General features: G+C 55.7%; 18 protein-coding genes. 10 read left to right on the forward strand and 8 right to left on the reverse strand.

Annotated elements, in window-relative coordinates:
- Positions 1–128 precede the first annotated feature (128 nt).
- The 3 genes from dld (at position 129) to IAI47_RS13385 (ending at position 6,290) form a co-directional block, all read left to right on the forward strand.
- Positions 129–1,832, forward strand: coding sequence for a D-lactate dehydrogenase (gene dld, locus IAI47_RS13375; RefSeq protein WP_008925069.1), 1,704 nt, complete (start codon positions 129–131; stop codon positions 1,830–1,832).
- Between the two features lie 360 nt (positions 1,833–2,192).
- Positions 2,193–3,590 (forward strand): OprD family outer membrane porin, encoded by a 1,398-nt coding sequence (locus IAI47_RS13380; protein ID WP_008925068.1) that lies wholly within the window; start codon positions 2,193–2,195, stop codon positions 3,588–3,590.
- Between the two features lie 48 nt (positions 3,591–3,638).
- Positions 3,639–6,290 (forward strand): beta-N-acetylhexosaminidase, encoded by a 2,652-nt coding sequence (locus IAI47_RS13385; protein WP_008925067.1) that lies wholly within the window; start codon positions 3,639–3,641, stop codon positions 6,288–6,290.
- Between the two features lie 94 nt (positions 6,291–6,384).
- Here the strand turns inward: IAI47_RS13385 and IAI47_RS13390 are convergent, their stop codons facing one another.
- From IAI47_RS13390 to IAI47_RS13400, 3 genes are all read right to left on the reverse strand, one after another.
- Entirely contained in the window at positions 6,385–8,829 is a 2,445-nt protein-coding gene (locus IAI47_RS13390; protein ID WP_008925066.1) for a DUF3772 domain-containing protein, read from the reverse strand.
- 226 nt (positions 8,830–9,055) lie between these two features.
- Positions 9,056–10,003: a D-alanyl-D-alanine endopeptidase gene (gene pbpG / locus IAI47_RS13395; RefSeq protein ID WP_003851808.1), complete on the reverse strand. Its 948-nt coding sequence runs from the start codon at positions 10,001–10,003 to the stop codon at positions 9,056–9,058.
- Between the two features lie 179 nt (positions 10,004–10,182).
- On the reverse strand, positions 10,183–10,770 hold the full coding sequence (locus tag IAI47_RS13400; protein WP_008925064.1) for a Yip1 family protein: 588 nt from the start codon (positions 10,768–10,770) through the stop codon (positions 10,183–10,185).
- Positions 10,771–10,979: 209 nt separating this feature from the next.
- Here IAI47_RS13400 and IAI47_RS13405 point away from each other — a divergent pair, with 209 nt between their 5' ends.
- From IAI47_RS13405 to IAI47_RS13420, 4 genes are all read left to right on the forward strand, one after another.
- Positions 10,980–11,561: a DedA family protein gene (locus IAI47_RS13405; protein WP_003851812.1), complete on the forward strand. Its 582-nt coding sequence runs from the start codon at positions 10,980–10,982 to the stop codon at positions 11,559–11,561.
- Between the two features lie 236 nt (positions 11,562–11,797).
- Positions 11,798–13,612 (forward strand): glycoside hydrolase family 15 protein, encoded by a 1,815-nt coding sequence (locus tag IAI47_RS13410; protein ID WP_003851815.1) that lies wholly within the window; start codon positions 11,798–11,800, stop codon positions 13,610–13,612.
- 214 nt (positions 13,613–13,826) lie between these two features.
- Positions 13,827–14,966 carry a L,D-transpeptidase family protein gene (locus IAI47_RS13415; protein ID WP_008925063.1) on the forward strand — a complete coding sequence of 380 codons (1,140 nt, stop codon included), beginning with the start codon at positions 13,827–13,829 and terminating at the stop codon, positions 14,964–14,966.
- Between the two features lie 187 nt (positions 14,967–15,153).
- Positions 15,154–16,755: an inorganic phosphate transporter gene (locus IAI47_RS13420; RefSeq protein ID WP_003851818.1), complete on the forward strand. Its 1,602-nt coding sequence runs from the start codon at positions 15,154–15,156 to the stop codon at positions 16,753–16,755.
- Between the two features lie 50 nt (positions 16,756–16,805).
- Here IAI47_RS13420 and IAI47_RS13425 read toward each other — a convergent pair whose 3' ends face one another.
- The 4 genes from IAI47_RS13425 to IAI47_RS13440 form a co-directional block, all read right to left on the reverse strand.
- Positions 16,806–17,993 carry an MFS transporter gene (locus IAI47_RS13425; RefSeq protein WP_008925062.1) on the reverse strand — a complete coding sequence of 396 codons (1,188 nt, stop codon included), beginning with the start codon at positions 17,991–17,993 and terminating at the stop codon, positions 16,806–16,808.
- A gap of 70 nt (positions 17,994–18,063) precedes the next feature.
- Entirely contained in the window at positions 18,064–19,014 is a 951-nt protein-coding gene (dusC, locus tag IAI47_RS13430) for a tRNA dihydrouridine(16) synthase DusC (RefSeq protein WP_033742990.1), read from the reverse strand.
- A gap of 2 nt (positions 19,015–19,016) precedes the next feature.
- Positions 19,017–20,390, reverse strand: coding sequence for an ATP-dependent RNA helicase RhlE (rhlE, locus tag IAI47_RS13435; protein ID WP_008925060.1), 1,374 nt, complete (start codon positions 20,388–20,390; stop codon positions 19,017–19,019).
- A 217-nt stretch (positions 20,391–20,607) separates the two neighbouring features.
- Positions 20,608–21,000, reverse strand: coding sequence for a YbhQ family protein (locus IAI47_RS13440; RefSeq protein ID WP_003851829.1), 393 nt, complete (start codon positions 20,998–21,000; stop codon positions 20,608–20,610).
- A 179-nt stretch (positions 21,001–21,179) separates the two neighbouring features.
- Between IAI47_RS13440 and IAI47_RS13445 the strand changes: the two genes are divergently transcribed.
- From IAI47_RS13445 to IAI47_RS13455, 3 genes are read left to right on the forward strand one after another with little or no spacing between them, the layout of a single operon-like run.
- Positions 21,180–21,941 carry an endonuclease/exonuclease/phosphatase family protein gene (locus IAI47_RS13445; protein WP_003851831.1) on the forward strand — a complete coding sequence of 254 codons (762 nt, stop codon included), beginning with the start codon at positions 21,180–21,182 and terminating at the stop codon, positions 21,939–21,941.
- On the forward strand, positions 21,938–23,182 hold the full coding sequence (gene clsB / locus IAI47_RS13450) for a cardiolipin synthase ClsB (protein ID WP_008925059.1): 1,245 nt from the start codon (positions 21,938–21,940) through the stop codon (positions 23,180–23,182). The genes IAI47_RS13445 and clsB overlap by 4 nt, the downstream gene beginning before the upstream one ends.
- Complete coding sequence (locus tag IAI47_RS13455; protein WP_008925058.1) at positions 23,182–24,150, forward strand: lysylphosphatidylglycerol synthase domain-containing protein; 969 nt, start codon at positions 23,182–23,184, stop codon at positions 24,148–24,150. The genes clsB and IAI47_RS13455 overlap by 1 nt, the downstream gene beginning before the upstream one ends.
- A gap of 46 nt (positions 24,151–24,196) precedes the next feature.
- Here IAI47_RS13455 and IAI47_RS13460 read toward each other — a convergent pair whose 3' ends face one another.
- Positions 24,197–24,904: a Bax inhibitor-1/YccA family protein gene (locus tag IAI47_RS13460; RefSeq protein ID WP_008925057.1), complete on the reverse strand. Its 708-nt coding sequence runs from the start codon at positions 24,902–24,904 to the stop codon at positions 24,197–24,199.
- Positions 24,905–25,000 lie beyond the last annotated feature (96 nt).

Here is a 25,000-nt window from a genome sequence, read left to right on the forward strand (position 1 = left end):
CAATATCGAATTAACAGGCGGCAGTGTGCCACAAGATGAGAATAGCAGGTAGCGGTCAGGGTCACACTGCGTTGTGGTCAGTTGACGTGCTACAGTTAGGACGCACTGATAAGACAAGGGAATTGCTCATGACACAAACCTCTGCCCTGCTTTCTGACCTACGCCGCCTGGTCGGCCCCTCTCATCTGCTGACAGAACCTGAACAGACCGCCCGCTATCGCAAAGGCTTTCGCTCCGGCGAAGGTGACGCGCTGGCCGTGGCGTTTCCTGGTACGCTGCTGGAGCTCTGGCGGGTACTGCAAACGCTGGTGAATGCGGATGTCATCATCCTGATGCAGGCGGCCAATACCGGCCTGACCGAAGGGTCAACGCCGCATGGCGACGATTACGATCGCCCGCTGGTGATCGTCAGTACCCTGCGACTCGATAAGCTTCAGCTGATTGACAGTGGCCAGCAGGTGCTGGCGTTCCCCGGCAGTACACTCTATCAGCTGGAAAAAGCGCTGAAGCCGCTGGGGCGCGAGCCTCACTCGGTGATTGGCTCCTCCTGTATTGGTGCCTCGGTGCTGGGCGGCATCTGCAATAATTCCGGCGGATCGCTGATTAAGCGCGGCCCGGCCTACAGCGAAATGGCCCTGTTTGCTCAGATTGATGCACAGGGAAGACTGAAGCTGGTTAACCATCTCGGCATCGATTTGGGAACGTCGCCGGAAGAGATTCTGGGGCGACTGGATGACGATCGCTGGCAGCCTAAAGATGTGCAGCACGATGGCCGTCACGCTTCCGATCATGAATATGCAGACCGGGTGCGTGAAGTTGATGCCGATACGCCAGCGCGTTACAACGCTGATGCGCGTCGTCTGTTCGAAGCATCCGGCTGTGCCGGGAAACTGGCGGTCTTCGCGGTGCGACTTGATACCTTCCCCACTGAACCGCAGCAGCAGGTGTTTTACATCGGCACTAACGAACCCGCTGTGCTCAACGATATCCGCCGTCACATGCTGGCGCATTTTACTCATTTGCCGGTGGCGGGCGAATATATGCACCGCGACATCTATGACATTGCGGAAGTCTATGGCAAAGACACCTTCCTGATGATCGACAAGCTGGGCACCGATAAGATGCCGCTGTTTTTCACGCTGAAGGGGCGGATTGATTCCTGGCTGAACAAGCTCTCCTTCGTTAAACCGCACTTCAGCGATCGCCTGCTGCAGCGCCTGAGTAAACTGTTTCCGGCGCATCTGCCCAAACGCATGAAGCAGTATCGCGATAAATATGAACATCATCTGATGCTGAAGATGTCGGGCGACGGCGTGGCAGAAGCGCGTCAGTTCCTGCGTGACTACTTCCGCGAAGGCGGCGGCGAGTTCTTTGAGTGTGAAGGCAAAGAAGGTGCGCACGCCTTTCTGCATCGCTTCGCGGCGGCAGGTGCGGCCGTGCGCTACCACGCGGTGCATGCCGATGAGGTCGAGGATATTCTGGCGCTGGATATCGCCCTGCGTCGCAACGATGCGGACTGGTTTGAAACTCTGCCCGATGAGATTCGCGCATCTTTAAGCCATCGCCTCTACTATGGTCACTTCTTCTGTCATGTCTTCCATCAGGATTACATCGTCAGAAAAGGGGTCGATGTGCACGCGCTGAAAGCGCAGATGCTGGAGATCCTTCAGGCGCGCGGCGCGGAATATCCCGCTGAACATAACGTTGGGCATCTCTATCAGGCGAAACCGCAACTGGCGGCGTTCTATCGCCGGCTCGATCCGACTAACAGCTTCAATCCCGGCATTGGCAAAACCAGCAAGCAAAAAGGCTGGGCGGTGAAACAGGTTTAACTCGCTGTTATCTGTCAGCCTGCCCTTCTCTGCAGGCTGACGTTCAAAACAGCCGAACCAGCAGACCCCATAAAACCTGCAGACTATTTGGTTATTCAGTTAATGAAATAGTCATCACTTAATCCAGCCTGACTGCTTTCCCTGATTACCGATTGCCCTAACCTTGTCTGCTAATAATATTTTAATAAAAAATTAATCCATCCTCCCATATTGAACCCACATTATTTTATGTCTCTGGGTTATGCGCAACGCCTCACAAAAAACCACCCTGACAATTGATAATTCGCGTCGCGAAAAATATATTCACGACACAAAAATAAAAAACCACAAATATTAATTTACCTCAGGGCAGGATCTTCCATGTCTAAAAAAAACTACACATTAGTATTGATGGAAATAATAGCGCTGTCAGCAGGCGTAACGGCAATGTCATCAACGCCAGCCTATGCTGCCGGATTTGTTGACGACTCAACGCTGACAGGAAATGTTTTTTACTGGCAGCGACAGCGAGACCGAAAAGAGAGCGATCCCGCCAGTCAGCATCAGGGAGAGTACCAGGCTAATTTACACCATACTTCACTCAACAGTAACCTCGACTATCAGTCCGGCTATGCCGGGGACTGGATTGGCATGGACCTCGCCGTGTTTGGCGCCGTTGAACTTTCCAATAGCGGTCCCGCCGCACCCAATGAAATTGGCTTCAGTAAATCGCATTCCCGCTGGAATGAAAAATGGAATGGTGACAGCAGTGGCGCATCGGTTTATAAAGCCGCACTGAAATTAAAACATAACGACTACTGGTTACGCGCGGGTTATATCCAGCCAACCGGACAGACACTGATTGCGCCTCACTGGAGTTTCCTGCCCGGCACCTATCGCGGATTTGAAACGGGTGCACTTTATGATTTCCAGCAAGCAGGCGCATTATCACTCTCCTGGATGTGGACCGATAAATATAAAGCCCCCTGGTATCGTGATTTATATAATTTCCGGCAGGCTGATAATAAAACGCCTGTCAGCTACCTGCATTCATTCGGCATGAAATATGACTTCAAAAATAATCTGGTGCTTGAAGGTGCATTTGGTCAGGCCGCACATTATATGGATCAATATTTTGCCAAAGCATCCTGGTCTGCCAGCCCAGGTGGTAACGAACTGCGCACCAGCTATCAGTTTTATGGCGCACGCGACAAAGTCTCGGGGGGCGCCGCAAACCCGCGTGATGTCTATGATGGCCTGGCCTGGTTACAGGCGATCACCGTCGGTTATACCGTCGGCCCGGTGGATCTCCGACTTGAAGGCAGCTGGGTTAAAGCTGAAGGGAATCAGGGCTTTTTCCTGCAGCGCATGACGCCGGGCTACGCCACCTCCAACGGACGAATGGATATCTGGTGGGATTCGCGTTCTGACTGGAACGCCAATGGTGAAAAAGCGATCTTTGCGGGCGCGATGCTCGATTTATCGCCGTGGCAGCTGACGGGCTGGAAAGCCGGCGCATCTTACGTCTGGGGCTGGGATGCAAAACCCGCCACGCTCCCCACCGTTGACCAGAGTCAGCGACTGAGAGAGTCGGCCTGGAACCTTGATCTGATCTATCAAATCCAGCAGGGCCGGGCCAAAGACACCCAGTTCCATCTTCACTATACCCGCTACAAAAATCACAGCGACCTGCCCAGCTTCAGCAATGGATACAACAACATTTTCCAGGACGAGAAGGACATCAAATTTATTGTTATCGCGCCGTTTACGCTGTTCTGACGCCCTGCGGACTTTCGGAACTATTTTCACCATTAAGGATGAATCAACATGTTCAAGTTAAGCCTTATCGCGCTCACTCTGCTGAGCGTTACCGCCACAGGCCACGCCAGCTCGTCAGGGCAGAAGGTGGTTGATCAAATCAGCCAGTTTGGCGTGACCTATCAGGTAACAGACAACCAGGCGGGACTGCACGGTACAGATTGCGCCGCGTTAGGCGCCGATTTTGCCTCCTGTAACCGCGCCATTATCACGCTGACCAATAACGGCCCTGCACTGACCGACAAAAACTGGGCCATCTACATGAGCAACATCCGCCAGACGCTGCGGGTCGATAACGATCAGTTTACATTGACGCATCTGGTCGGAGACTTAACGCGACTGGAGCCAACAGAGAAATTCACGGGTATTGGCGCGGGCGAATCAGTGCAGATCCCCATCGTTAACGAATACTGGCAACTGTTCGTGACTGATGTGATGCCGCGCTGGTATGTCACCTCCGTTGAGGCGACGCCAAAAATTATTGCCAGCACTGACTACGAAGATCCCAGCCAGTTTGTATTGCCGCTGGATAACCACTGGCGACGCAATGCCGATGACAATAACGTCCTGATGCAGCCTGTCAGCCGGTTTGAGAAAAACAGCGATGTCGCCACCCTGCCAGCCTCAGCATTGCGGGGGCAAATCACACCCACGCCGCTGGACGTTAAACTTCGTTCGCAGGATGCCGATCTCAGCCGTGGCGTCACCTTGTCACTGACTGGACTGAGCCGTGAAACCGCTGAGGCAGTGAGACAGCGTATGGCACTGCTTGGCCTCAAAGAATCGCCTGATGGATTCGCTATTAACACGCAGGTCAAACCGGGTCACTTTAGCGGCAAAAAAGCGATATCGGGCGCATACGACCTCGATATTACTTCCCGCCGTGCGAGCATAGTCGGCTACGACGCTGCCGGTGCGTTCTACGGTCTGATGTCGATTCTGTCACTGGTCCCCTCAGAGGGCGCGCCACGGATTGCCACGCTGGAAGCCCATGATGCGCCGCGCTTTGCTTATCGCGGTGCCTTCCTTGACGTTGCCCGTAACTTCCACAGTAAACAGGCGGTGATGCGACAGCTTGATCAGATGGCATCGTGGAAGATGAACCGTTTCCATTTCCACCTCAGTGATGATGAAGGCTGGCGGATTGAGATTCCCGGCTTACCGGAACTCACGGAAGTGGGTGCGAAACGCTGTCATGATCTTTCCGAACAAAAGTGTCTGCTGCCGCAACTGGGTTCCGGCCCCTTCAGTGATAACAATGGCAGCGGCTATTTCAGTCGCGCTGACTATATAGAGATTGTTAAATATGCGCAGGCGCGCCACATTCAGGTCATCCCGGAAATTGACATGCCCGCCCATGCCCGGGCGGCGGTCATCTCAATGGAAGCGCGCTATCAGCGGCTGATGAAGGAGGGGAAACCTGACGAGGCTAACGCCTGGCGCCTGATCGATCCGACCGATAACTCCAACACCACCTCAGTGCAGTTTTACGACCGTACCAGCTATCTCAACCCCTGCATTGAAAGTTCACAACGCTTCGTGGACAAAGTGATTGGTGAAATCAAGGCGATGCACCAGGAGGCAGGCCAGCCACTCAGCGTCTGGCATTTTGGCGGTGATGAAGCGAAGAATATCCGGCTGGGCGCAGGCTACTCTGACAAAAACAGTCCAAAACCGGGTACCGGTCTGCAAGACCTGAGCCGCGAAGATTTGCCATGGGCAAAATCACAGGCCTGTCAGGCACTGGTGAAAAGCGGCAAAGTGGAAGATCTGGCCCATCTGCCGAGCTATTTTGCCCTGACCGTGAACGAAATCGTGAACCGGCACGGTATTGGCAAAATGCAGGCCTGGCAGGATGGCCTGAAAGATGTCAAACATGCCGGAGAGTTCGCGACGCCGCGTGTCGCAGTCAACTTCTGGGATACCCTCTACTGGGGCGGTTTTGACAGCGCCGGTGACTGGTCACAGAAAGGGTACGACGTAGTCATCTCCAGCCCTGACTACCTCTATCTGGACTTCCCGTATGAAGTTAACCCACTGGAGCGCGGCTATTACTGGGGCACTCGCTTCAACGATGAGCGAAAAATCTTTGGCTTCGCACCGGACAACCTGCCGCAGAATGCTGAAACTTCGGTAGATCGCGACGGTAACGTTTTCAGCGCCAAATCCGCGAAACCCTGGAAAGGGGCTTATGGTATTTCGGCCCAGCTGTGGAGCGAGACCGTGCGCACTGACGATCAAATGGAGTACATGAACTATCCTCGCCTCCTTTCAGTCGCAGAACGCAGCTGGCACCGCGCCAGTTGGGAGCGGGACTATCAGCCGGGTGAGGAGTATACCGGTGGCAAAACACAACTTGTTGATCAGAAGGCGCTTCTGAACGACTGGCAGCGATTTGCCAACCTGCTGGGACAACGGGAACTGGCAAAACTGGATAAAGCGGGTATTGATTATCGCCTGCCCGTACCGGGAGCAAAAATTGCTGATGGTATTCTGTTGATGAACGTGGCATTGCCTGGCATTACGCTGGAATACAGCCTGGACAAGGGTGAGAACTGGCAGCGCTACGACGCCAACAGACCGCCGCAGGTCAACGGTACTGTCGCCATTCGGTCGGTGAGCAGCGATGGCCAGCGCACCAGCCGTGAGGAAACGTTGTAGTCAGCGGGAGTGAGAAAACAGGCTTAAAAGCCCGTGTTTTGGACATAAAAAAGGCCGACAGACGTCGGCCCTTTCACCTCTGAAACGGGTTCTTTTAAACCAGCTTCTCTTCGGGTACCGGCTCCACATCTGCTATCTGCTGACGGCGCTCAATAATCATGGTCTGCGGAGTGGAGAGCAGAATGCCCTCTTTACGCAGACGCGTCAGAATATCGAACAGCAGATCGCTCTTCGCTCCTGCTATCTGCCGCTGACCGGCAACATTACCGGTGACGCTCAGGACAATCCCTTGCTGGGTCAGATCTTTAAACGAAACCGATGGCTCAGGTGTTTCCAGAATACGTTCGTTTTCGTTATAAACTTCCAGCAGAATATCGCGCACCTTTACCGGGTCGATATTTAGCGGGAAGGTCAGCGTAATGGTGACCACACCCTGCGCATTACCCATTGTCGCGTTGCGCACGTTCTGCGAGATAAACTGCGAGTTCGGCACAATTACGGTGGATTTGTCGCCCAGCTGAATCTCCGTGGCACGCACATTAATCCGGCGAATATCCCCTTCAATGCCGCTGATGCTCACCAGATCGCCGACTTTCACTGGCCGCTCGGTCAACAGAATCAGACCGGAGATAAAGTTCTTCACGATCTCCTGTAAGCCAAAACCGATACCAACCGACAACGCACTGACGATCCAGGCCAGCTTGTTCCACTGCAGCCCCATAATCGACAGGGTAAGCAGAATAATCAGCACATAACCGATGTTGCTGAACAGCGTCACCAGCGACACCCGCATCCCCACATCCATGGTGGTTTTTGGCAGGAAATCGGTATCAAGCCAGCGACGCACCGAACGCAGCACATAGATGCCGACAATCAGGCAAATTATCGCATTCACCATATGCGCTGGCACAATGTTCAGGGATTCGAGGCCTTTACCGCCCCAGAACTCAATGACTTTTTGCAGCAGCTCAATCGGCGTTGAAGAGGCAAAGGTGCCGTTGACCAGCGCCAGCGCCACCACCAGCACCAGGAAGGTTTTACCGATGGCCGTCAGCAGCGTAGCCGTTTGCTGCAAATGACGCTCATTGATGTTAAGTGAACTCTGAATGCGTCGACCGGTGGCATTACTGGTCGAAAAGAGACTCTCACAACCATCCTTGAGCAGGTGACTCAGGAAGTAGAACGAACCAAACAGCAGACCGCACCAGATCACTTCATAACTCAGGAAGCGCGCCAGCGTAACGTAACCGATCAGCAGCGACACGAGGATGGCAACCGCGGTCAGCGTCAGGCCCATCTGAATCAGCCCGACCAGCGTTGAGCGTGCTTCCGGCGGTGTGCCCGCCTGGGTCAGGCGACGGCGTACGCGGTTGGTGCGCATGCTGATCGCCAGTGCAGTACTGCCAATCAACAGTGCCGTCAGGCCGTTGGCAAAAATGGTGGTATTCAGACTGGTGCCGACGCTGTAGTTAAACGCCTCGACCGTCTGGAAGATAAACACCAGCACAGCGGTGATGGGTGGAAAAGGCTTTAATGCCATCGCCACTTCATTGGAGATAGCCGGTAAGCGCCAGCTGGGTCTGCGAGTAGAGAGGAATGCGCGCCCCAGTCCGGCAATCAGGCCACAAAAGACGCTTAGCTGCACCAGACGATCAACAAAGTCCTGAACGTTTTCAGAGACCTCATCCCGGCGGGTAAAGGCCAGAGAGAGAAAGTTAAAGGTGAGGACAACAGCCGCCAGCGTAGTCAGCGCTACCGCTGCCGCCAGGAAACTACGACGCAGCTTCCCTTCCGGCAGTTTATTAATGCTGATCCAGGCCAGAAACTCTTCGCAGTAGCGACGCCCCACCGTCATCACCAGCATTGCCGCCAGCAGCCAGAAGACACTACCCACGCGCCAGCCCGGCTCCCATGAGAGCGCGGCGGTGTCCTGCAACTCCTGCAGGAACTCCCCAATTTTCTCGCCCTCCAGATCCTGAGCGCTGAGCAGCGGTGACCAGAAGCGCGCACCGAGGATACTGCCGGAGTTGAGCGCCAGCTGGCTTTTCAGCTGATCACGACGCAGGTTAACAATCTGCGAAGAGAGCATCAGCGCGCCATTTTTAATGCCTTCGGCTTGTTTAATCTGGTCGTCGAGTTTGCTTTTCTGACTCCCCAGCGTGTTTCGCTTGCGCGTCACTTCCGGTGTTTCTTTCACACCGCTGTCGGCTTTAGGGGCCGGCCCAAGCACCTGCAACTGCGCTTCCACCTGCTGGCGATCGGGAACCAATGCCTGGCCAAGTGTATCGGCGTTACCTGACAGTTCCAGCGCCATTTCATTCAGCTGTGTCAGCTTGTTCTCGCCGGCATCGACGGAGACCTGACTTTTAATTTTATCGAGGATCTTCTGCATTTTCGGCAGTTCCACCGCAGCATTCAGCTTCGGCGGCGCATCCTGTTCCTGAGCAGGCGTGGCCGTATCATCCGCGGCCAGCGCCAGCGCCGGGGCAAACCCCACCAGCGCCAGCATTAACAATGCAAAAAAGGATCGTATAAACATATGAGTAAGATTCCGGCAGCTTAAATCAGGCGATCTTCCCTCGCCAGTCGCGCGTAGTGTAGGGCTTTGCAAGGGAGGGCAACATAGGAATAACGGGCATTTTTTGGGGCTGATTCCGGGCGGTCAGAGGCAAAAAAGGGCCTGAAGCCTCTGACCACATTCTATTCTGGCATCCTGCTCAGCCTGCAGGCAATGCCTGTCGCGCAATACAACATGTCGGCTATTTTTACTCGACGCCGGCACTGCTGGCACCATTGCTGGCGACCTGGCCCGACTTCTGTTTTTTATAAGCCAGTGCGGCCGCAGGGACCGGTGCCGCTTTACCGGTCTCGATCCAGCTACGCAGACGGTTAGCGTCGGCGAAGTGGGTATATTTGCCAAAGGCATCCAGTACCACCAGCGCCACCGGACGATTATTAATCATGGTACGCATCACCAGGCAGTGGCCTGCCTCATCCGTGTAACCGGTTTTGGTCAGCTGAATATGCCAGTCATTTTTATAGACCAGATGGTTGGTGTTGCGGAACGGCAGCGCATAGCTCGGATGAGCAAAAACCGCCGTCTCTTCTTTCGTGGTGCTAAGCGCGCCCAGCTCCGGATATTCCCGTGTGGCTTTGAGCAACTTAACCAGGTCCTGTGCACTTGAGACGTTTTGCGTCGACAAACCGGTCGGCTCGACATAGCGGGTCTGTTTCATGCCCAGCGATCGCGCTTTCGCGTTCATTGCCCGGATAAAGGCGTTATAACCGCCCGGATAGGCGTGCGCGAGACTGGCAGCAGCACGGTTTTCCGAGGACATCAGTGCCAGCAGCATCATATTACGGCGGCTGATCTGACTGTTGAGCTTAACGCGTGAGAAGACACCACGCATTTCCGGCGTCTGGCTGATATCGACAGGTATCATCTCGTTCATCGGCTGATGCGCATCCAGCACGACCATCGCCGTCATCAGCTTGGTGATCGACGCGATAGGCCTGACCCGATCCGGATGGCTGGAAAAGAGCACTTTATTGGTGGTGAGGTCGACAATCATCGCACTGCCAGAGGCGATCTGCGGCTGAGCGATAGGCGCAAGTTGCGACAGTGTGGTAGTCGCCTGCGCCGGAAGTGAAACAATCTGCCCTGAAACGAGCAGCGCCAGCGAAAGCAGAGTAAAACGAATTTTTGCAGGCATCGTAGAAAAAAAACCGGTTATGAAGATGTACTGTGTCAGACCGACACAGGCCGCCCGCCTCAGTAAAATCGCAGCGCGGGCTGGCAGCGGTATCATACCCGTAAGGTTAAGAAATTTCCTGGTGAGATTGTTTCCGGGCGTAAAAAGAGAACTGCCGCCAGAGCGGCGGCAGAGGTCTATCAGAAAAGATGCGGTCCATATCCCCACAGCACGACAGTTAATGCCAGTAACACTTCAAATACCAGCACGCCGATGGCCAGCGTTGAGCCGGAAAAGCGCAGGCTCTCTTCGCGGTCGATATTCAGAAACAGGGGGATGCCGATATAGAGCAGATAGCCGGTGTAAAGCAGCGCCAGCGCACCTGCCAGCACACAGAGCCAGACCAGCGGATAGAGTGCGACAAGTCCGCTCAGGAACAGCGGCGTAGCGACGTAACCGGCAAAGACCGTACAGCGCTGAACGCCGGGACGCTGAGGGTAATCCCGCGCCATCCAGTGAATCACGCGTCCCATTACCGCCACGCCACCCAGAATAATCAGATAGAACAGAATGCCCAACCCGATCCCTGTCGCCAGATTAAGTTGCACATATTGCCCGTCGCCCAGATTCCAGCCCAGCTGAGTTGTTCCGATAAAGGCGCAGATCACCGGGATCGCCGCCATCAGCAGAACATGATGGGTGTAATGGTGCGATACGCTTTCATTCTCTTGCTTGATATGACGCATTTCCTGGTTCGGATGCGCCAGAAGTCCCCAGACATGGTTCATACAGTCACTCCTCTGATGCGATGGGCCGCCCGGTGATGCATGCGTCTTTGGGGGCAGCGTCTTCTCAAGTATAAACGGCAGTAAAACTTTCGTGGTGACCGGACAAAAAAACAGCGTAAATAAACCCCTCCATCGTGCACGGGCGGAAGGGAGGCCAAATCGCGTATAGACTGAAAGAAACCATCACCCAATGCACAGGGAGAGTCATTTTGCATCTGGATATCAACGCATTAATTACACAGTACGGCTATCTGGCACTTTTTATTGGCTGTATTGCCGAAGGGGAAACATTTACATTGCTGGGCGGCGTTGCCGCGCATGAGGGGCTGCTGCATTACGTCGGAGTGGTGCTGGCCGCGATGGGTGGCGGCATTGTCGGCGATCAGTTGCTCTACTGGGTAGGCCGCCGCTGGGGCACGCGCATCCTGCGCCGCTTTAAAAAGCATCAGGATAAAGTGGTCAAGGCGAACCGACTGATTAAACGCCGTCCCAGCCTGTTTGTAATTGGCGTGCGTTTTATGTATGGCTTCCGACTGATTGGCCCGATTATTATCGGTGCCAGCCGCCTTAATCCAATGAAATTTTTCATTCTTAACGTTATCGGAGCGGCCATCTGGGCCGTGATTTTCGTGACCCTCGGCTATTTCGCGGGCGGCATCATCGCGCCGTGGCTGCACAAACTCGATCAGCATCTGAAGCATCTGCTGTGGCTGGTGGGCGCGGTCATCTTTGCCTTTGTGCTGCGCTGGTTCATCCGCCGCTGGCATAACCGTCGGGCCGATCAGGAATAAATGAAATAAACAACGCCGTTGCCAGCAGGCGTCACTGGCAGTGAACGTCAGCAGGGTCGCCAGACACGCATCAGCGCCCGGGCACCCTGCTGACCACGTCGTCAGTTTCACCTTCCCTGTTCTACGCGCTTTCCCTTCCCTGCCTTATTCAACCTTACGTTAACCATCTGTGCCCAACCGAAGCCGCATCGAATAGCTCAGCTATAGTTAGCAGGGACACTGACAGGGAGATGAGAATGAGTAAGGTAAAACGTAAGATTGAAGACCACGGTGTCATTGGCGATTTGCGCACCTGTGCGCTGATCGCCAATGACGGCACCATTGATTATCTTTGCTGGCCTGAACTCGACAGCCCGTCGGTCTTTGCCGCCCTGCTCGATAGCGATGACGCCGGACTTTTCTCTCTGGCTCCTGACTGGCCCAATGCACGACGTCAGCAACTCTACCTGCCCGACACCAACATCCTGCAGACCCGCTGGCTGGATGATGAAGGCGTGGCAGAAATCACCGACTACATGCCGATTTGTGATGACAGGGATAAGATGCCGCGCCTGATCCGTCGGCTCAAAATGGTCCGCGGCAGTGCAACCTTTCAGATGCGCTGTTCGCCCCGCCACGACTATGCCCGGGCGCAGACCCGTGCAGAAGCGCATAATGGCTGTATCGACTTTCATGCTGAGGGCCAGCCGTCGCTGCGCCTTGCAGCCTCGGTGGTGATGACGCTGGAGGATGAGAGTGCGACTGCCCACTTCACGTTACAGCCCGGCGAATATGCGCAGTTCGAATTTGGCAGCGTGGATGATGCGCATATCGAAGCGCTGGCCACTGAACACTGCTTTGAAGAGACACTGAATTACTGGCGACACTGGAGCAGCCACAGCACCTATCAGGGACGCTGGCGTGAAATGGTGCAGCGTTCGGCGCTGGTCCTGAAGCTCCTGACTTCGTATCAGCACGGCTCCATTGCGGCGGCGGCAACGTTTGGTCTGCCTGAAGAACTGGGTGGCGAACGCAACTGGGACTATCGCGCCTCCTGGATCCGCGACGCGTCCTTCAGCATGTATGCGCTGATGCGGCTGGGTTATATCGATGAAGCTAAACACTTTACTCACTGGGTGGGTCGCTGCGTTGAAAACAGCCATCATGATGAGATGCGCCTGCAGGTGATGTACCGTCTCGACAGCGGCACTGAGTTGCATGAGATGGAATTACTGAATCTCTCCGGCTATGCCGACTCCCGACCGGTGCGCATCGGCAATGATGCCTGGCAGCAGACGCAACTCGATATCTATGGCGAACTGATGGATGCGGTCTATCTGGCCAACAAATATGGCGAGGCGATCTCTCAGCGCGGCTGGCAACATGTGGTCAAAATGATCGACTGGCTAAGCGAGAACTGGGATCAGCCCGATGCCGGTATCTGGGAGATGCGCGGCGAACCGGAGCATTTCCTGCATTCACGTCTGATGTGCTGGGTAGCGATGGATCGTGCTCTGCGTCTCGGCATGAAGCGATCCCTGCCGATGCCTTACGAGCGCTGGGATCGGGCACGCCGTGAGATCCGCGAAGATATCTGGGCCAACTTCTGGAACAGCGAACGCGGTCACTTCTCTTCGACCCGGCATGGCGAATACCTTGACGCCTCCATGCTGCTGATGCCGCTGGTACGCTTTGTTGGTGCCACCGATCCGGACTGGATTGCCACACTGGATGCGATCAAAGCCAACCTGGTCAGTGATGGTATGGTGCGGCGTTACAATACGCATGAGACGCCCGCCGACGGTCTTAAAGGATCGGAAGGCTCGTTTGGCGCCTGCTCTTTCTGGTATGTCGAATGTCTGGCACGCGCAGGGCGGATTCAGGAGGCGCATTTTGAATTCGAGAAGTTGCTGAGCTACGCCAATCCGCTGGGCCTTTATGCCGAGGAGTTTGACAGTCACGGCCATGCGCTGGGGAATACACCGCAGGCGCTGACTCATCTGGCGTTGATCAGTGCCGCCTTTTTCCTGAACCGCAAACTCAGTGGCGAACAGACGCAGTGGCAACCTTGATCGGTGGTAACCCCGGAAAGCCCCATTTTTACCCTCCTGATTCACGGAAATGCGCTAACATCCGCGCTGAAATTACGTAAAGTATTGCAGGGAGGTTAAAATCCCGATTCACAACGTCAGTTTAATGAACATATAATGCGCAGCAGGTCACATTGGCCAGCATGAATTCGACACACTGAACAGCCTGAAATATGGCGATAAAGAATTGTAAAATATGAAAATCATTCGCGCTTTCGCTTCAATCGCACTGGCTCTGGCGGCGTTCAGCCAGTCAGCCTTTGCTGTGGTTTACCCGTTGCCGCCGGCCAACAGCCGTCTGATCGGGGAAAATATCGAAATTACTGTTCCTGAAGACAGCAAACTGCCGCTGGAAGCTTTTGCGGCACAGTACCAGATGGGCCTCAGCAATATGCTGGAAGCCAATCCGGGCGTTGACGTTTATCTGCCAAAGGCTGGCAGCAAAATGATCATCCCACAGCAGCTGATCCTGCCTGACGCACCGCGTGAAGGCATTGTGATTAACAGCGCGGAGATGCGTCTTTACTACTACCCGAAGGGCAGCAAAACCGTCGTGGTTCTGCCAATTGGTATCGGTGAACTGGGTAAAGATACGCCGATCAGCTGGACTACCGCGGTAGAACGTAAGAAAGATGGCCCGACCTGGACGCCAACCAAAGGTATGCATGCGGACTACGCGGCTCGCGGCGAAACGCTGCCAGCGGTGTTCCCGGCAGGCCCGGATAACCCAATGGGCCTTTACGCGCTTTACATTGGTCGTCTCTATGCGATTCACGGCACCAACGCCAACTTCGGCATCGGCCTGCGCGTGAGCCATGGCTGTGTGCGTCTGCGTGCTGACGATATCAAATGGCTGTATCAGAATGTGCCGGTTGGCACACGCGTACAGTTCGTTGATCAGCCCGTGAAAGCGACTGTAGAGCCGGACGGTTCACGTTATGTGGAAGTGCATAACCCACTGTCGACCACTGAAGAGCAGTTCAACTCACGTGAGCTGGTGCCGATTACCCTGACTCAGGCCGTGAGCAAAATTGTGGTTGATGCCAGCGTGAATCAGGATCAGGTTAATGCCGCGATTCAGAGCCGTACCGGTATGCCAGTAAAAGTGAATGGTGTGGAAAACAATGTCCAGACTGCGCCTGTTCCGGTACCCGAAAATTCACAGGCTGCTCCTCAGGAAGAGCCAATGACGCCGGTAACGCCACAGGGTGCAAGCAGCGATGCTACTCAGCCACAGCAGCCGCAGCAGCCAGCCACTGAGCCAGCTGCACCTGCTGCACCTGCTGCGCCGGTAACACCTGCAGCGCCAGCAGCAGCGGCAAATACCAGCTCGTAACTGTCACTCTGCCCTCAGAAGCCAGCGCCTGTCGCTGGCTTTTTTATTGCCTGCATAAAGGCAAATTGACGAATATTTCTCCTCTCCTTCCCCACGTGACCATCATTAATCTGTCATATAAAGCGCGTATCACACTCCGTTAACCCGATGCATATCAGCATCCGGCATCAGCCATATGAGGTACACCATGAGCGAAAACAGTCTCTCCTCCTCATCAGCCCAGGGACGGCCCGATTTCAACGGCAAGGGCAGTCGCTTCAGCAAGCCGCTATTTTTTATTCTGCTGGTCGCCGGACTGGCCTTCGCCGGACTCAACCTGGTCAATGACGTCGAACAGACCAATATGCCGGTCACCAGCTATCTGCCGTTCTTTCTGCTGGGACTGGCGTTGCTGATTGCGCTCGGCTTTGAGTTCGTCAACGGTTTCCACGATACCGCCAATGCAGTTGCTACAGTGATTTACACACACTCGCTCACGCCCGGCGTCGCGGTGGTCTGGTCCGGTTTCTGTAACTTTATGGGCGTGCTGCTCTCCAGCGGCGTGGTTGCATTTGGCATTATCTCGCTGCTGCCGGTCGAGCTGATCCTGCAGGCCAGCAGCGGCAACGGCTTCGCCATGGTCTATGCGTTGCTTTTCTCCGCCATTATCTGGAATCTCGGCACCTGGTATTTCGGCCTGCCGTCGTCGTCGTCGCATACCCTGATTGGCTCGATTATTGGCGTCGGGGTTGCCAACGCCATGCTGCACGGGCGCAGCGGTGTGAGCGGCGTAGACTGGGATCAGGCGCTGAAGGTGGGCTACGCTCTGCTACTGTCACCGGTGGTCGGCTTTGTCTGCGCCGGGCTGTTGCTCTGGGTGATGAAGATCTTTATTCGCAATCGGCAGCTTTATCAGGCGCCGAAAAGCGATCAACCGCCACCGGTCTGGATTCGTGGCCTGCTAATCCTGACCTGTACCGGCGTCTCATTTGCGCACGGCTCCAACGATGGGCAGAAAGGGATGGGGCTGATTATGCTGATCCTGGTCGGTACCATGCCGATTGCCTATGCCCTCAACCGATCGCTGCCTGCCGATCAGATCCCACGCGTGGCCGCACTGACTGAAGTAACCGCGCATCAGCTGTTGCAGCTGCAACCGGCGACGGCGAACCCGCCGGCGGCCCGCGACGTGCTGACCGGCTTTGTCGGCAGTAATCAGATGAATGCCGATGTGTTGCCGGCGCTGGCGAGGACGCTGAACGAGGTAGGCGATCAGATCCGCCGTTACGGCTCCATGGACAATATTCCTGCTCAGGCGGTGACCAACACCCGCAACCAGATGTATCTGGCCTCAGAGTCGATTAAGCATCTGCAAAACACGAAAGTTGCAATGCCGCAGGAGACGGAACGCAACCTTAAGGCGGTGAAAGCAGAACTCGACAGCGCCACCCGCTTTATCCCGATGTGGGTGAAAGTGGTGGTGGCGATTGCGCTGGGTCTTGGCACCATGGTGGGCTGGCGCAGAATTGTGGTGACAGTGGGAGAACGAATTGGGAAAACGCACCTGAGCTATGCGCAGGGTGCCAGCGCCGAACTGGTGGCGATGATGACGATAGGCGCAGCGGATGGCTTTGGCCTGCCGGTGTCGACTACACATGTGCTGTCGTCTGGCGTGGCAGGCACCATGGCGGCCAACCGCTCAGGTCTGCAGTTTTCAACCCTGCGTAATCTGGCTGTCGCCTGGATATTAACACTGCCGGTTTCTATTCTGCTTTCCGCCCTGCTCTACTGGCTGTTTACCCATTTCTGATGCATCTCTGGCTCACCACCAGTGAGGGGGTGAGCCAATGCTGACCATAATCAGGCGCTGAGCCGTTGCTGCCCATAGAGCCGCAGCGTAATCAGTAATGCGCCCAGCACCATCATCGCAGCAGCCAGATAAACCGACTGCATTCCCCAGTGTCCGATAAACAGTCCCGCCACCGGGCCGGTTAAACCCAGCCCAAGATCGAGGAAAGCGGAATAGGTTCCCAGCGCCGAGCCCTGATCCTGACGCTCAACCCTTTTTACCGCCTCAACACCCAGCGCCGGAAAGACCAGCGAAAAACCGCTGCCGGTCAGAAATGCGCCCACGCCCACCAGCCAGGCGCTATCCGCCTGCCAGATAATCAGCAGTCCCAGACACTCCAGCAGAAAAGAGAATAGCGACACGCGCAATCCGCCAAAGCGGGTAATAAAGCGACCAAACCCCAGCCGCACCAGCACAAAACCCAGGCTGAACAGCGTCAGCGCATAGGCCGCGCCCTGCCAGTCACGGCTGGCAAAATAGAGGGTAATAAAGGTCGCGATGACGCCAAAACCGATCGTGCCGAAGCCCAGCGCCAGACCATAAAGCCAGACGCGGGAGAAGACGCGGTGAAACGGAATGCGCTCGCCGACGCTGACGGTGACCGACGGTTTGCGGCTGGCCATCAGATAACCGGCGACGCCCATCAGCGCAATCAGTCCGGCAAATCCACTCATGCCAAATTGATTGTTGAGCAGCACGCCCAGCGGTGCACCCACAGCCATCGCCAGATACGTGGCGACACCGTTCCAGGAGATGACGCGCGCGGTCTGCAACGGCCCGACGATATTCATGCCCCACAGCGTAGAGCCCGTGCTGCTGAAGCTTTCGCCTACCCCGAGAAACAGTCGCCCGATAGCCAGCAGCGCCAGACTCAGCCACGGCCAGCTGCTCAGCATTGCGGCCACGATAGTCAGCACCCCGCTCATGCCGCAGCAGAGCAGTCCCAGCATCACCACCCGTTTTGGCCCCAGCCGATCGGCCAGACGGCCCGACTGCGGACGACTGAGCAGCGTCGCAAAATATTGAATGCTGATAATCAGTCCGGCAATAAAGGAGCTGAAGCCAAGATGATTTTTGACAAAGCCCGGCAGTACGGCCAGCGGCAGTCCGACGGAGAGATAACAGAAGAAAGTGAAGATAATAACGGAGAGGATTCGTTTGTTGAGCTGGCTGTTGCTCAGTACAGCGGTGTCAGACATAGCAGGCTAGTGGTATAGGAAATTTTGCCCACTATACCGTCAGGTCGCGAAGGGGTCGCCTGGTTTTTTATCACAAACCATGAACAATCGCGTGACGATCGATTGCCTGCGCAATATTGCCGGAGTTTTTTAACGCGCGGATTTCACTGAATAAGCCATCGGCTTCGCCATAAGCTTTGCGCAGATAACCCAGCCACTGTTTGATACGCGCCACGTGATAGAGGCCGGTATCGCCCTGCTTCTCCAGCCGGCTGTACTTCTGCAGTAACCGCACCACATCCGTCCAGGCCATCGGTGGTTCGTTGTATTTCACCACCCGGCTCAGGTTGGGGATGTTCAGTGCACCACGGCCAATCATTACCGCACTGCAGCCCGTCACTGCCATACAATTTTGCGCGCTTTGCCAGTCCCAGATCTCGCCGTTGGCAATCACCGGAATGCGCAGCCGCTGACGAATCTCGCCAATTGCCTGCCAGTTGATCGCCTCTGCGCGATAGCCTTCTTCTTTGGTCCGCCCATGCACCGTCAGCTCGCTGGCTCCCGCCTGCTGAACCGCATCGGCAATCTCCAGACTGCGGGCACTGGAATCCCAGCCGAGCCGCACTTTTACCGTTACCGGTAAATCCGCAGGGACGGCTTCACGCATCGCTTTCGCGCCGCGATAAATCAGATCGGGATCTTTAAGAAGGGTCGCGCCGCCTCCGCTGCCGTTGACCAGTTTAGAGGGACAACCACAGTTGAGATCAACACCCCAGGAACCCAGCTCCACCGCGCGTGCGGCGTTCTCGGCTAACCATTCGGGATGCTGCCCCAGCAGCTGCATACGCACCCGCGTGCCTGAAGGCGTGCGGCTGGCGTTATGCAGTTCGGGGCAGAGACGGTAGAAAGATTTTACCGGCAGCAGTTGATCGACCACGCGCAAAAACTCAGTGATGCAGAGATCGTAGTCGTTCACTTCCGATAACAGCTGGCGCACCAGTGAATCCAGCACGCCCTCCATTGGCGCCAGTAAAACCCTCATACTCAGACGTTACCGGTACGCTTCGCGACTGCCGGACGACGTGGACGCGACGCGGGCTTATCGCCCTGAGGCGCGGCCTGGCTCTGACGACGCGCCTGAGGACGCTTGTCGCCGGATGAAGATGAACGCGATGCGCCTGCACCCTGTCCGCCCTGACCACGACCCCGGCCGCCGCCTCCTGCACCGCCGCGAGACTGCTGCTGACGACCATTAATGATCGGCTCCGCTTTGATGCTCGGATCGGGTTCATAACCTTCAACGGCCAGACGCGGGATTTCACGCTTCAGCAGACGCTCAATATCACGCAGCAGTTTATGCTCATCGACGCAGACCAGCGACAGTGCGACACCCGTCGCGGCTGCACGACCTGTACGGCCAATACGGTGAACATAATCTTCGGCGACGTTAGGCAGCTCGTAGTTCACGACGTGTGGCAGCTCTTCAATATCCAGGCCACGGGCCGCGATATCGGTCGCAACCAGCACGCGAATACCGCCTGACTTAAAGTCGGCCAGCGCACGGGTACGTGCACCCTGGCTCTTGTTGCCATGAATGGCTGCAGCGCTGATGCCATCTTTGCCCAGTTGCTCGGCAAGGTGGTTCGCGCCGTGTTTGGTACGGGTGAAGACCAGCACCTGCTGCCAGTTACCTTCGCCAATCAGCTGCGACAACAGTTCACGCTTGCGCTTCTTATCAACGAAAGCGACCTGCTGCGCAACCTGCTCAGAGGCGGTGTTGCGGCGAGCCACTTCAATCATTTCCGGATTGGTCAGCAGTTTCTCAGCCAGACCTTTGATCTCATCAGAGAAGGTGGCAGAGAACAGCAGGTTCTGACGTTTCGCCGGCAGGCGCGCCAGCACACGACGGATATCATGGATAAAGCCCATATCCAGCATGCGGTCCGCTTCATCCAGCACCAGAACTTCGACCTGTGACAGGTCAACGGCATTCTGTTGCGCCAGATCCAGCAGGCGGCCTGGTGTTGCGACCAGTATATCAACGCCGCCACGCAGCTTGACCATCTGGGGATTGATGCTGACACCACCAAACACCACCATCGAACGCAGCGAAAGATACTTGCTGTAGTCGCTGACGTTTTCACCGACCTGCGCCGCGAGTTCACGGGTTGGGGTCAGGATCAGGGCGCGCACCGGGCGACGACCGCGGATTGGCGTGGCAGTGGCTGAGAGTTTCTGTAACAGCGGTAAAGTAAAGCCGGCCGTTTTGCCGGTGCCGGTCTGGGCACTCGCCAGCAGATCGCGGCCAGCCAGCACCACAGGAATCGCCTGGCGCTGGATAGGTGTAGGTTCGCTGTAGCCTTGTTCGGCGACCGCGCGCAAAATATCGGCACTCAGGCCGAGAGAGTCAAAAGACATTACGTGATTTACTCCGGTCCGCTCTGGCCGTGATTCACGGTGTAGTTTTCAGAGGGATAATGACGCCAGCTGGGGCTGACGCGTGAAAAGGGCACAAACTACGATGCGTAAGCGAGCGAGTGTATCAGCTTTATAGACAGTGTGCGAGATAGCTCACATTTACTGACACAACTTAATAGCCTGAAAACAGGAAGGCCACCTTCCGGTGGCCTTCAACTTAACTACGTTTGTTTTCGATTCGCCGCGGCGGCTCTTTCGCCAGCAGCGAGACCAGCGCCGGACCCAGCAACATCACTACGCCGAGACAGGCCAGCAGCAGGTTGTTGTGGTAAATTCGCGACACCAGGAACAGTGTCATCATGGCAGCGCCAAAGTAGTAAGTGGTGGTCGCTTCTTCAAGATAATCGCCGAGAGTACGTAAACGTGGGATGCGCTGTGTTACCAGCATGGCAACAAAAACCAGTGCATACATCGCCACCAGCGTACTGCAGACATCAACCAGAGCCTTGTGCTTCCAGCCCCAGATCAGCGCAGCGATCACCAGTAAATGCATAGCAATATGCAATAACGTTTGACCCGTGATGATTTGAATACGATTAGACCATTTCATTCAGTTCTCCTGGCAGACCCAACAGGTCGCCCAAGTGCTACCGGCAGAAGCCGGAAACGATTTCCTCAATGTAAAACAATTTTCGGATAACGCCCTAATTATTGCCCTCTTTCACCACCCATTTGTGACAAAGACTACACTTTGATTCTGATGATGATGAAAAGGAGTGCGTCGCGAGTATGCCACAAAACACGCAAGGATTTTCAATAAAAGTCCTGACGATCAATACACACAAGGGTTTCGCCCCGTTTAATCGCCGATTCATCCTGCCCGAATTACGCGACGCCGTTCGCGCAACAGAGGCGGATGTGGTCTTTCTCCAGGAGGTAATGGGCACGCATGCTATCCACGCCCTTAATCATGAGGCGTGGCCCGATTCTCCGCATTATGAGTTTCTGGCCGACACCATATGGAACGATTTCGCCTATGGGCGAAATGCGGTCTATCCGGAGGGACATCATGGCAATGCGGTGCTGTCACGCTTCCCCATCACCGAATATGAAAACCGGGATATCTCGGTGGCAGGCAGTGAAAATCGCGGCATGCTGCACTGCCAGATTGCCTTGCCGGAACCGCACGGCACGCTGCATGTCATCTGCGTACATCTGGGCCTGAAAGAAGCGCATCGTCACGCGCAGATGAAGAAAATATGTGAAATGGTTAACTCGCTGCCGCCCGACGCACCGGTCGTCGTGGCGGGTGATTTCAACGACTGGCAGCGACGCGCTAACTCAATTTTAAAACAGGGTGCGGGTTTGAAAGAGGTATTCAGCATGAAAACCGGACGCCCGGCGCGGACCTTTCCGGCACGCTTCCCGATCCTGCGACTTGACCGCATCTATGTGCGCAACGCCACGGTCAGTCATCCGTGGGCGCTGCCACGTAAACCCTGGTCACATCTGTCGGACCATGCACCGCTGGCCGTGGAGATCCACCTATGAATTTTAGCTGGCAGGAAGGCAACCGGCTGCTGTTGCTGGAAAATGGCGAAGCGTTTTTCCCGCGCGTCTTTGGCGCGATTCAGCGGGCAGAACGCACGGTATTAATTGAAACCTTTATTCTGTTTGAGGATGAGGTAGGCAACGCTCTGCACCGTGAGCTGCTGGCTGCGGCACAGCGCGGCGTGCGGGTTGAAGTGATGGTCGATGGTTATGGCTCCGCTGAACTCTCAGATAAATTTGTGAACAGCCTGACCAGCGCGGGCGTACGTTTCATCTATTACGATCCCCGTCCGCTGGTGATGGGGATGCGCACCAACGTATTTCGCCGTCTGCACCGCAAAACCGTGGTGGTGGATGATGTCGTCGCCTTTGTGGGCGGCATCAACTTTTCGGCTGAACACAACACCGATTATGGCCCGGAGGCAAAACAGGATTACTCAGTGCAGGTCAAAGGCCCGGTTGTGGCCGATATTGCCCGCTATCTGCAACAGGCGATTGGCAGCGAGCAGCCTACCCGCCGCTGGTGGGGCTCGCGTTCTCATCGTCCGGCAGTGAACGCTACACCTGGCGATGCCCAGGTGCTCTATGTCTATCGCGATAACGACGAGCATCGCGACGACATCGAAGTGCATTATCTTGAGATGCTGCGCGAGGCGAAGCGGGATGTCATTATTGCCAACGCCTACTTCTTTCCTGGCTACCGGCTGCTGCGTGAGATGCGTAATGCCGCACAGCGTGGCGTCCGGGTACGCCTGATCGTTCAGGGCGAGCCAGATATGCCGATAGTAAAAGTGGGTGCGGAGCTGCTCTATAACTATCTGGTCGATGGCGGCGTCGAAGTGTATGAATATATTCGTCGTCCGCTGCACGGCAAGGTTGCTGTAAAAGACAATCACTGGGCCACCGTCGGCTCCAGCAATCTCGATCCGCTCAGCCTCTCTTTAAACCTGGAAGCCAATCTGATCATTCACGATCATCCCTTTAATCAGACGCTGCGTGACAACCTCGAAGCGCTGCTGGCCAACGATTGCAAGCGCGTGCAGGAGGAGCACCTGCCACCGCGAAACTGGTGGCAACTGAGTAAAAGCGTGGTGGTGTTTCACTTCCTGCGCCATTTCCCGGCCATCGCGGGCTGGCTTCCGGCGCATACGCCCTTGCTGGCTCAGGTGAGTCCGCCGGTACAACCTGAAATGGAAACGCAGGATCGCGTTGAAGCTGATAATCCGGGAGCAAAATCCTGATGGCAAAAAAACATCCACGCTGGCAACTGGCGAAAAAAATCCTCACCGTACTGTTTTTCATCGCGGTGGTGGTTTTGCTGGTGGTTTATGCCCGCAAAGTGAACTGGGAAGATGTTTATAACGTCATCGTTAATTACAACCGTTTTGTGGTGCTGACCGCCGCCGGACTGGTGGTGCTGAGTTACCTGGTGTATGGCTGCTATGACCTGATTGGCCGCGCCTACTGCGGCCACAAACTGGCGAAGCGTCAGGTGATGCTGGTGTCGTTTATCTGTTATGCCTTTAACCTGACGCTGAGCACCTGGGTCGGCGGTGTGGCGATGCGCTACCGGCTTTACTCCAGACTCGGTCTCGATAGCGGCACCATCACCCGCATCTTCTCCCTGAGCATCGCGACCAACTGGCTGGGCTATATTCTGCTGGCGGGCGTGGTGTTCAGTGCGGGCATGGTCTCGATCCCCAGCGGCTGGTTTATCGGCGAGACCACACTGCGGTTGATTGGCGGGGTTTTGCTGGTGCTGGTGGCGATTTACCTCTGGGCCTGCGCCTTCTCAAAACAGCGTCGCTGGACGATTAAAGGCCAGACGCTGCAGCTGCCTTCACTGCGCATGGCGCTGCTGCAGTTTGCGGTTTCCTGCGCCAACTGGATGGTGATGGGCGCGATTATCTGGCTGCTGCTGGGACGCGACGTGGGCTATCCGATGGTGCTGGGCGTCCTGCTGATCAGCAGTATTGCCGGGGTAATCATTCACATTCCGGCGGGCATTGGCGTTCTGGAAGCGGTTTTCCTGGCGCTGCTCAGCGGTCAGCACGCTTCGCATGGCACCATCATTGCGGCGCTGCTGGCCTATCGCGTGCTCTACTTTATCCTGCCGCTGCTGTTAGCGCTGGTGCTCTATCTGGGACTGGAGAGTCGGGCGAAGCATCTGCGTCAGAAGAACGAGCAGAAGTTACAGAAATCGTCATAAAAAAGGGGAGGCGCAACCTTCGCGCCTCTCCCTTTTACACTGAAAATCAGCGGCGGTTACCGAGGATCCGCAGCAGCATCAGGAACAGGTTAATGAAGTCGAGATAGAGCGTTAGCGCGCCCATGATCGAATAGCGACGCAGGTTCTCCGTGTCGCGGGCATCAATCTGCTCACCGATGTTTTTCAGCTTCTGCGTGTCATAAGCCGTTAATCCCACAAAGAGCACCACGCCGATATAGGTAATCGCCCACATCAGCGCCGGGCTTTTCAGCCAGAAGTTCACCAGCGACGCCAGCACAATGCCAATCAGCCCCATAAACAGCAGGCTGCCAAAACGGCTCAGATCGCGTTTGGTGGTGTAGCCGTAGAAGCTCATCGCACCAAACATCCCTGCCGTGACAAAGAAGGTGCTGGCGATGGAGGAGTAGGTGTAAACCAGGAAGATACTCGCCATGGTCAAGCCGGTGAGGGCCGAATAGAGCATAAACAGTCCGGTAGCCACTGCCCCACTCAGGCGATGCACCATTCCTGACAGGAAAAAGACCAGTGCCAGCTGCGCGATAATCAGCCCGAAGAAAGTGATGCGATTGGCAAACACCATCTCCATCACTGCAGGCGTGCGCGCAGCATACCAGGAGACAAACGCGGTCAGTAACAGACCACAGGTCATCCAGCCATAAACCTGCGCCATATAGGCTTGTAAACCGCGAGATGCGGATTGAACGATGGAATCATTTCTTGGATATCGGTCCATGATGCACCTCTTGTTAGACGGATGAACAGATGCGCTCCCAACCGGGAGACATGCCAGAGGCTAAGTGTGGCACAGCTCAGCTCAACTGCGCCACAA

The sequence above is a fragment of the Pantoea sp. MT58 genome (genome assembly GCF_014495885.1).
Classification (GTDB): Bacteria; Pseudomonadota; Gammaproteobacteria; order Enterobacterales; family Enterobacteriaceae; genus Pantoea; species Pantoea eucalypti.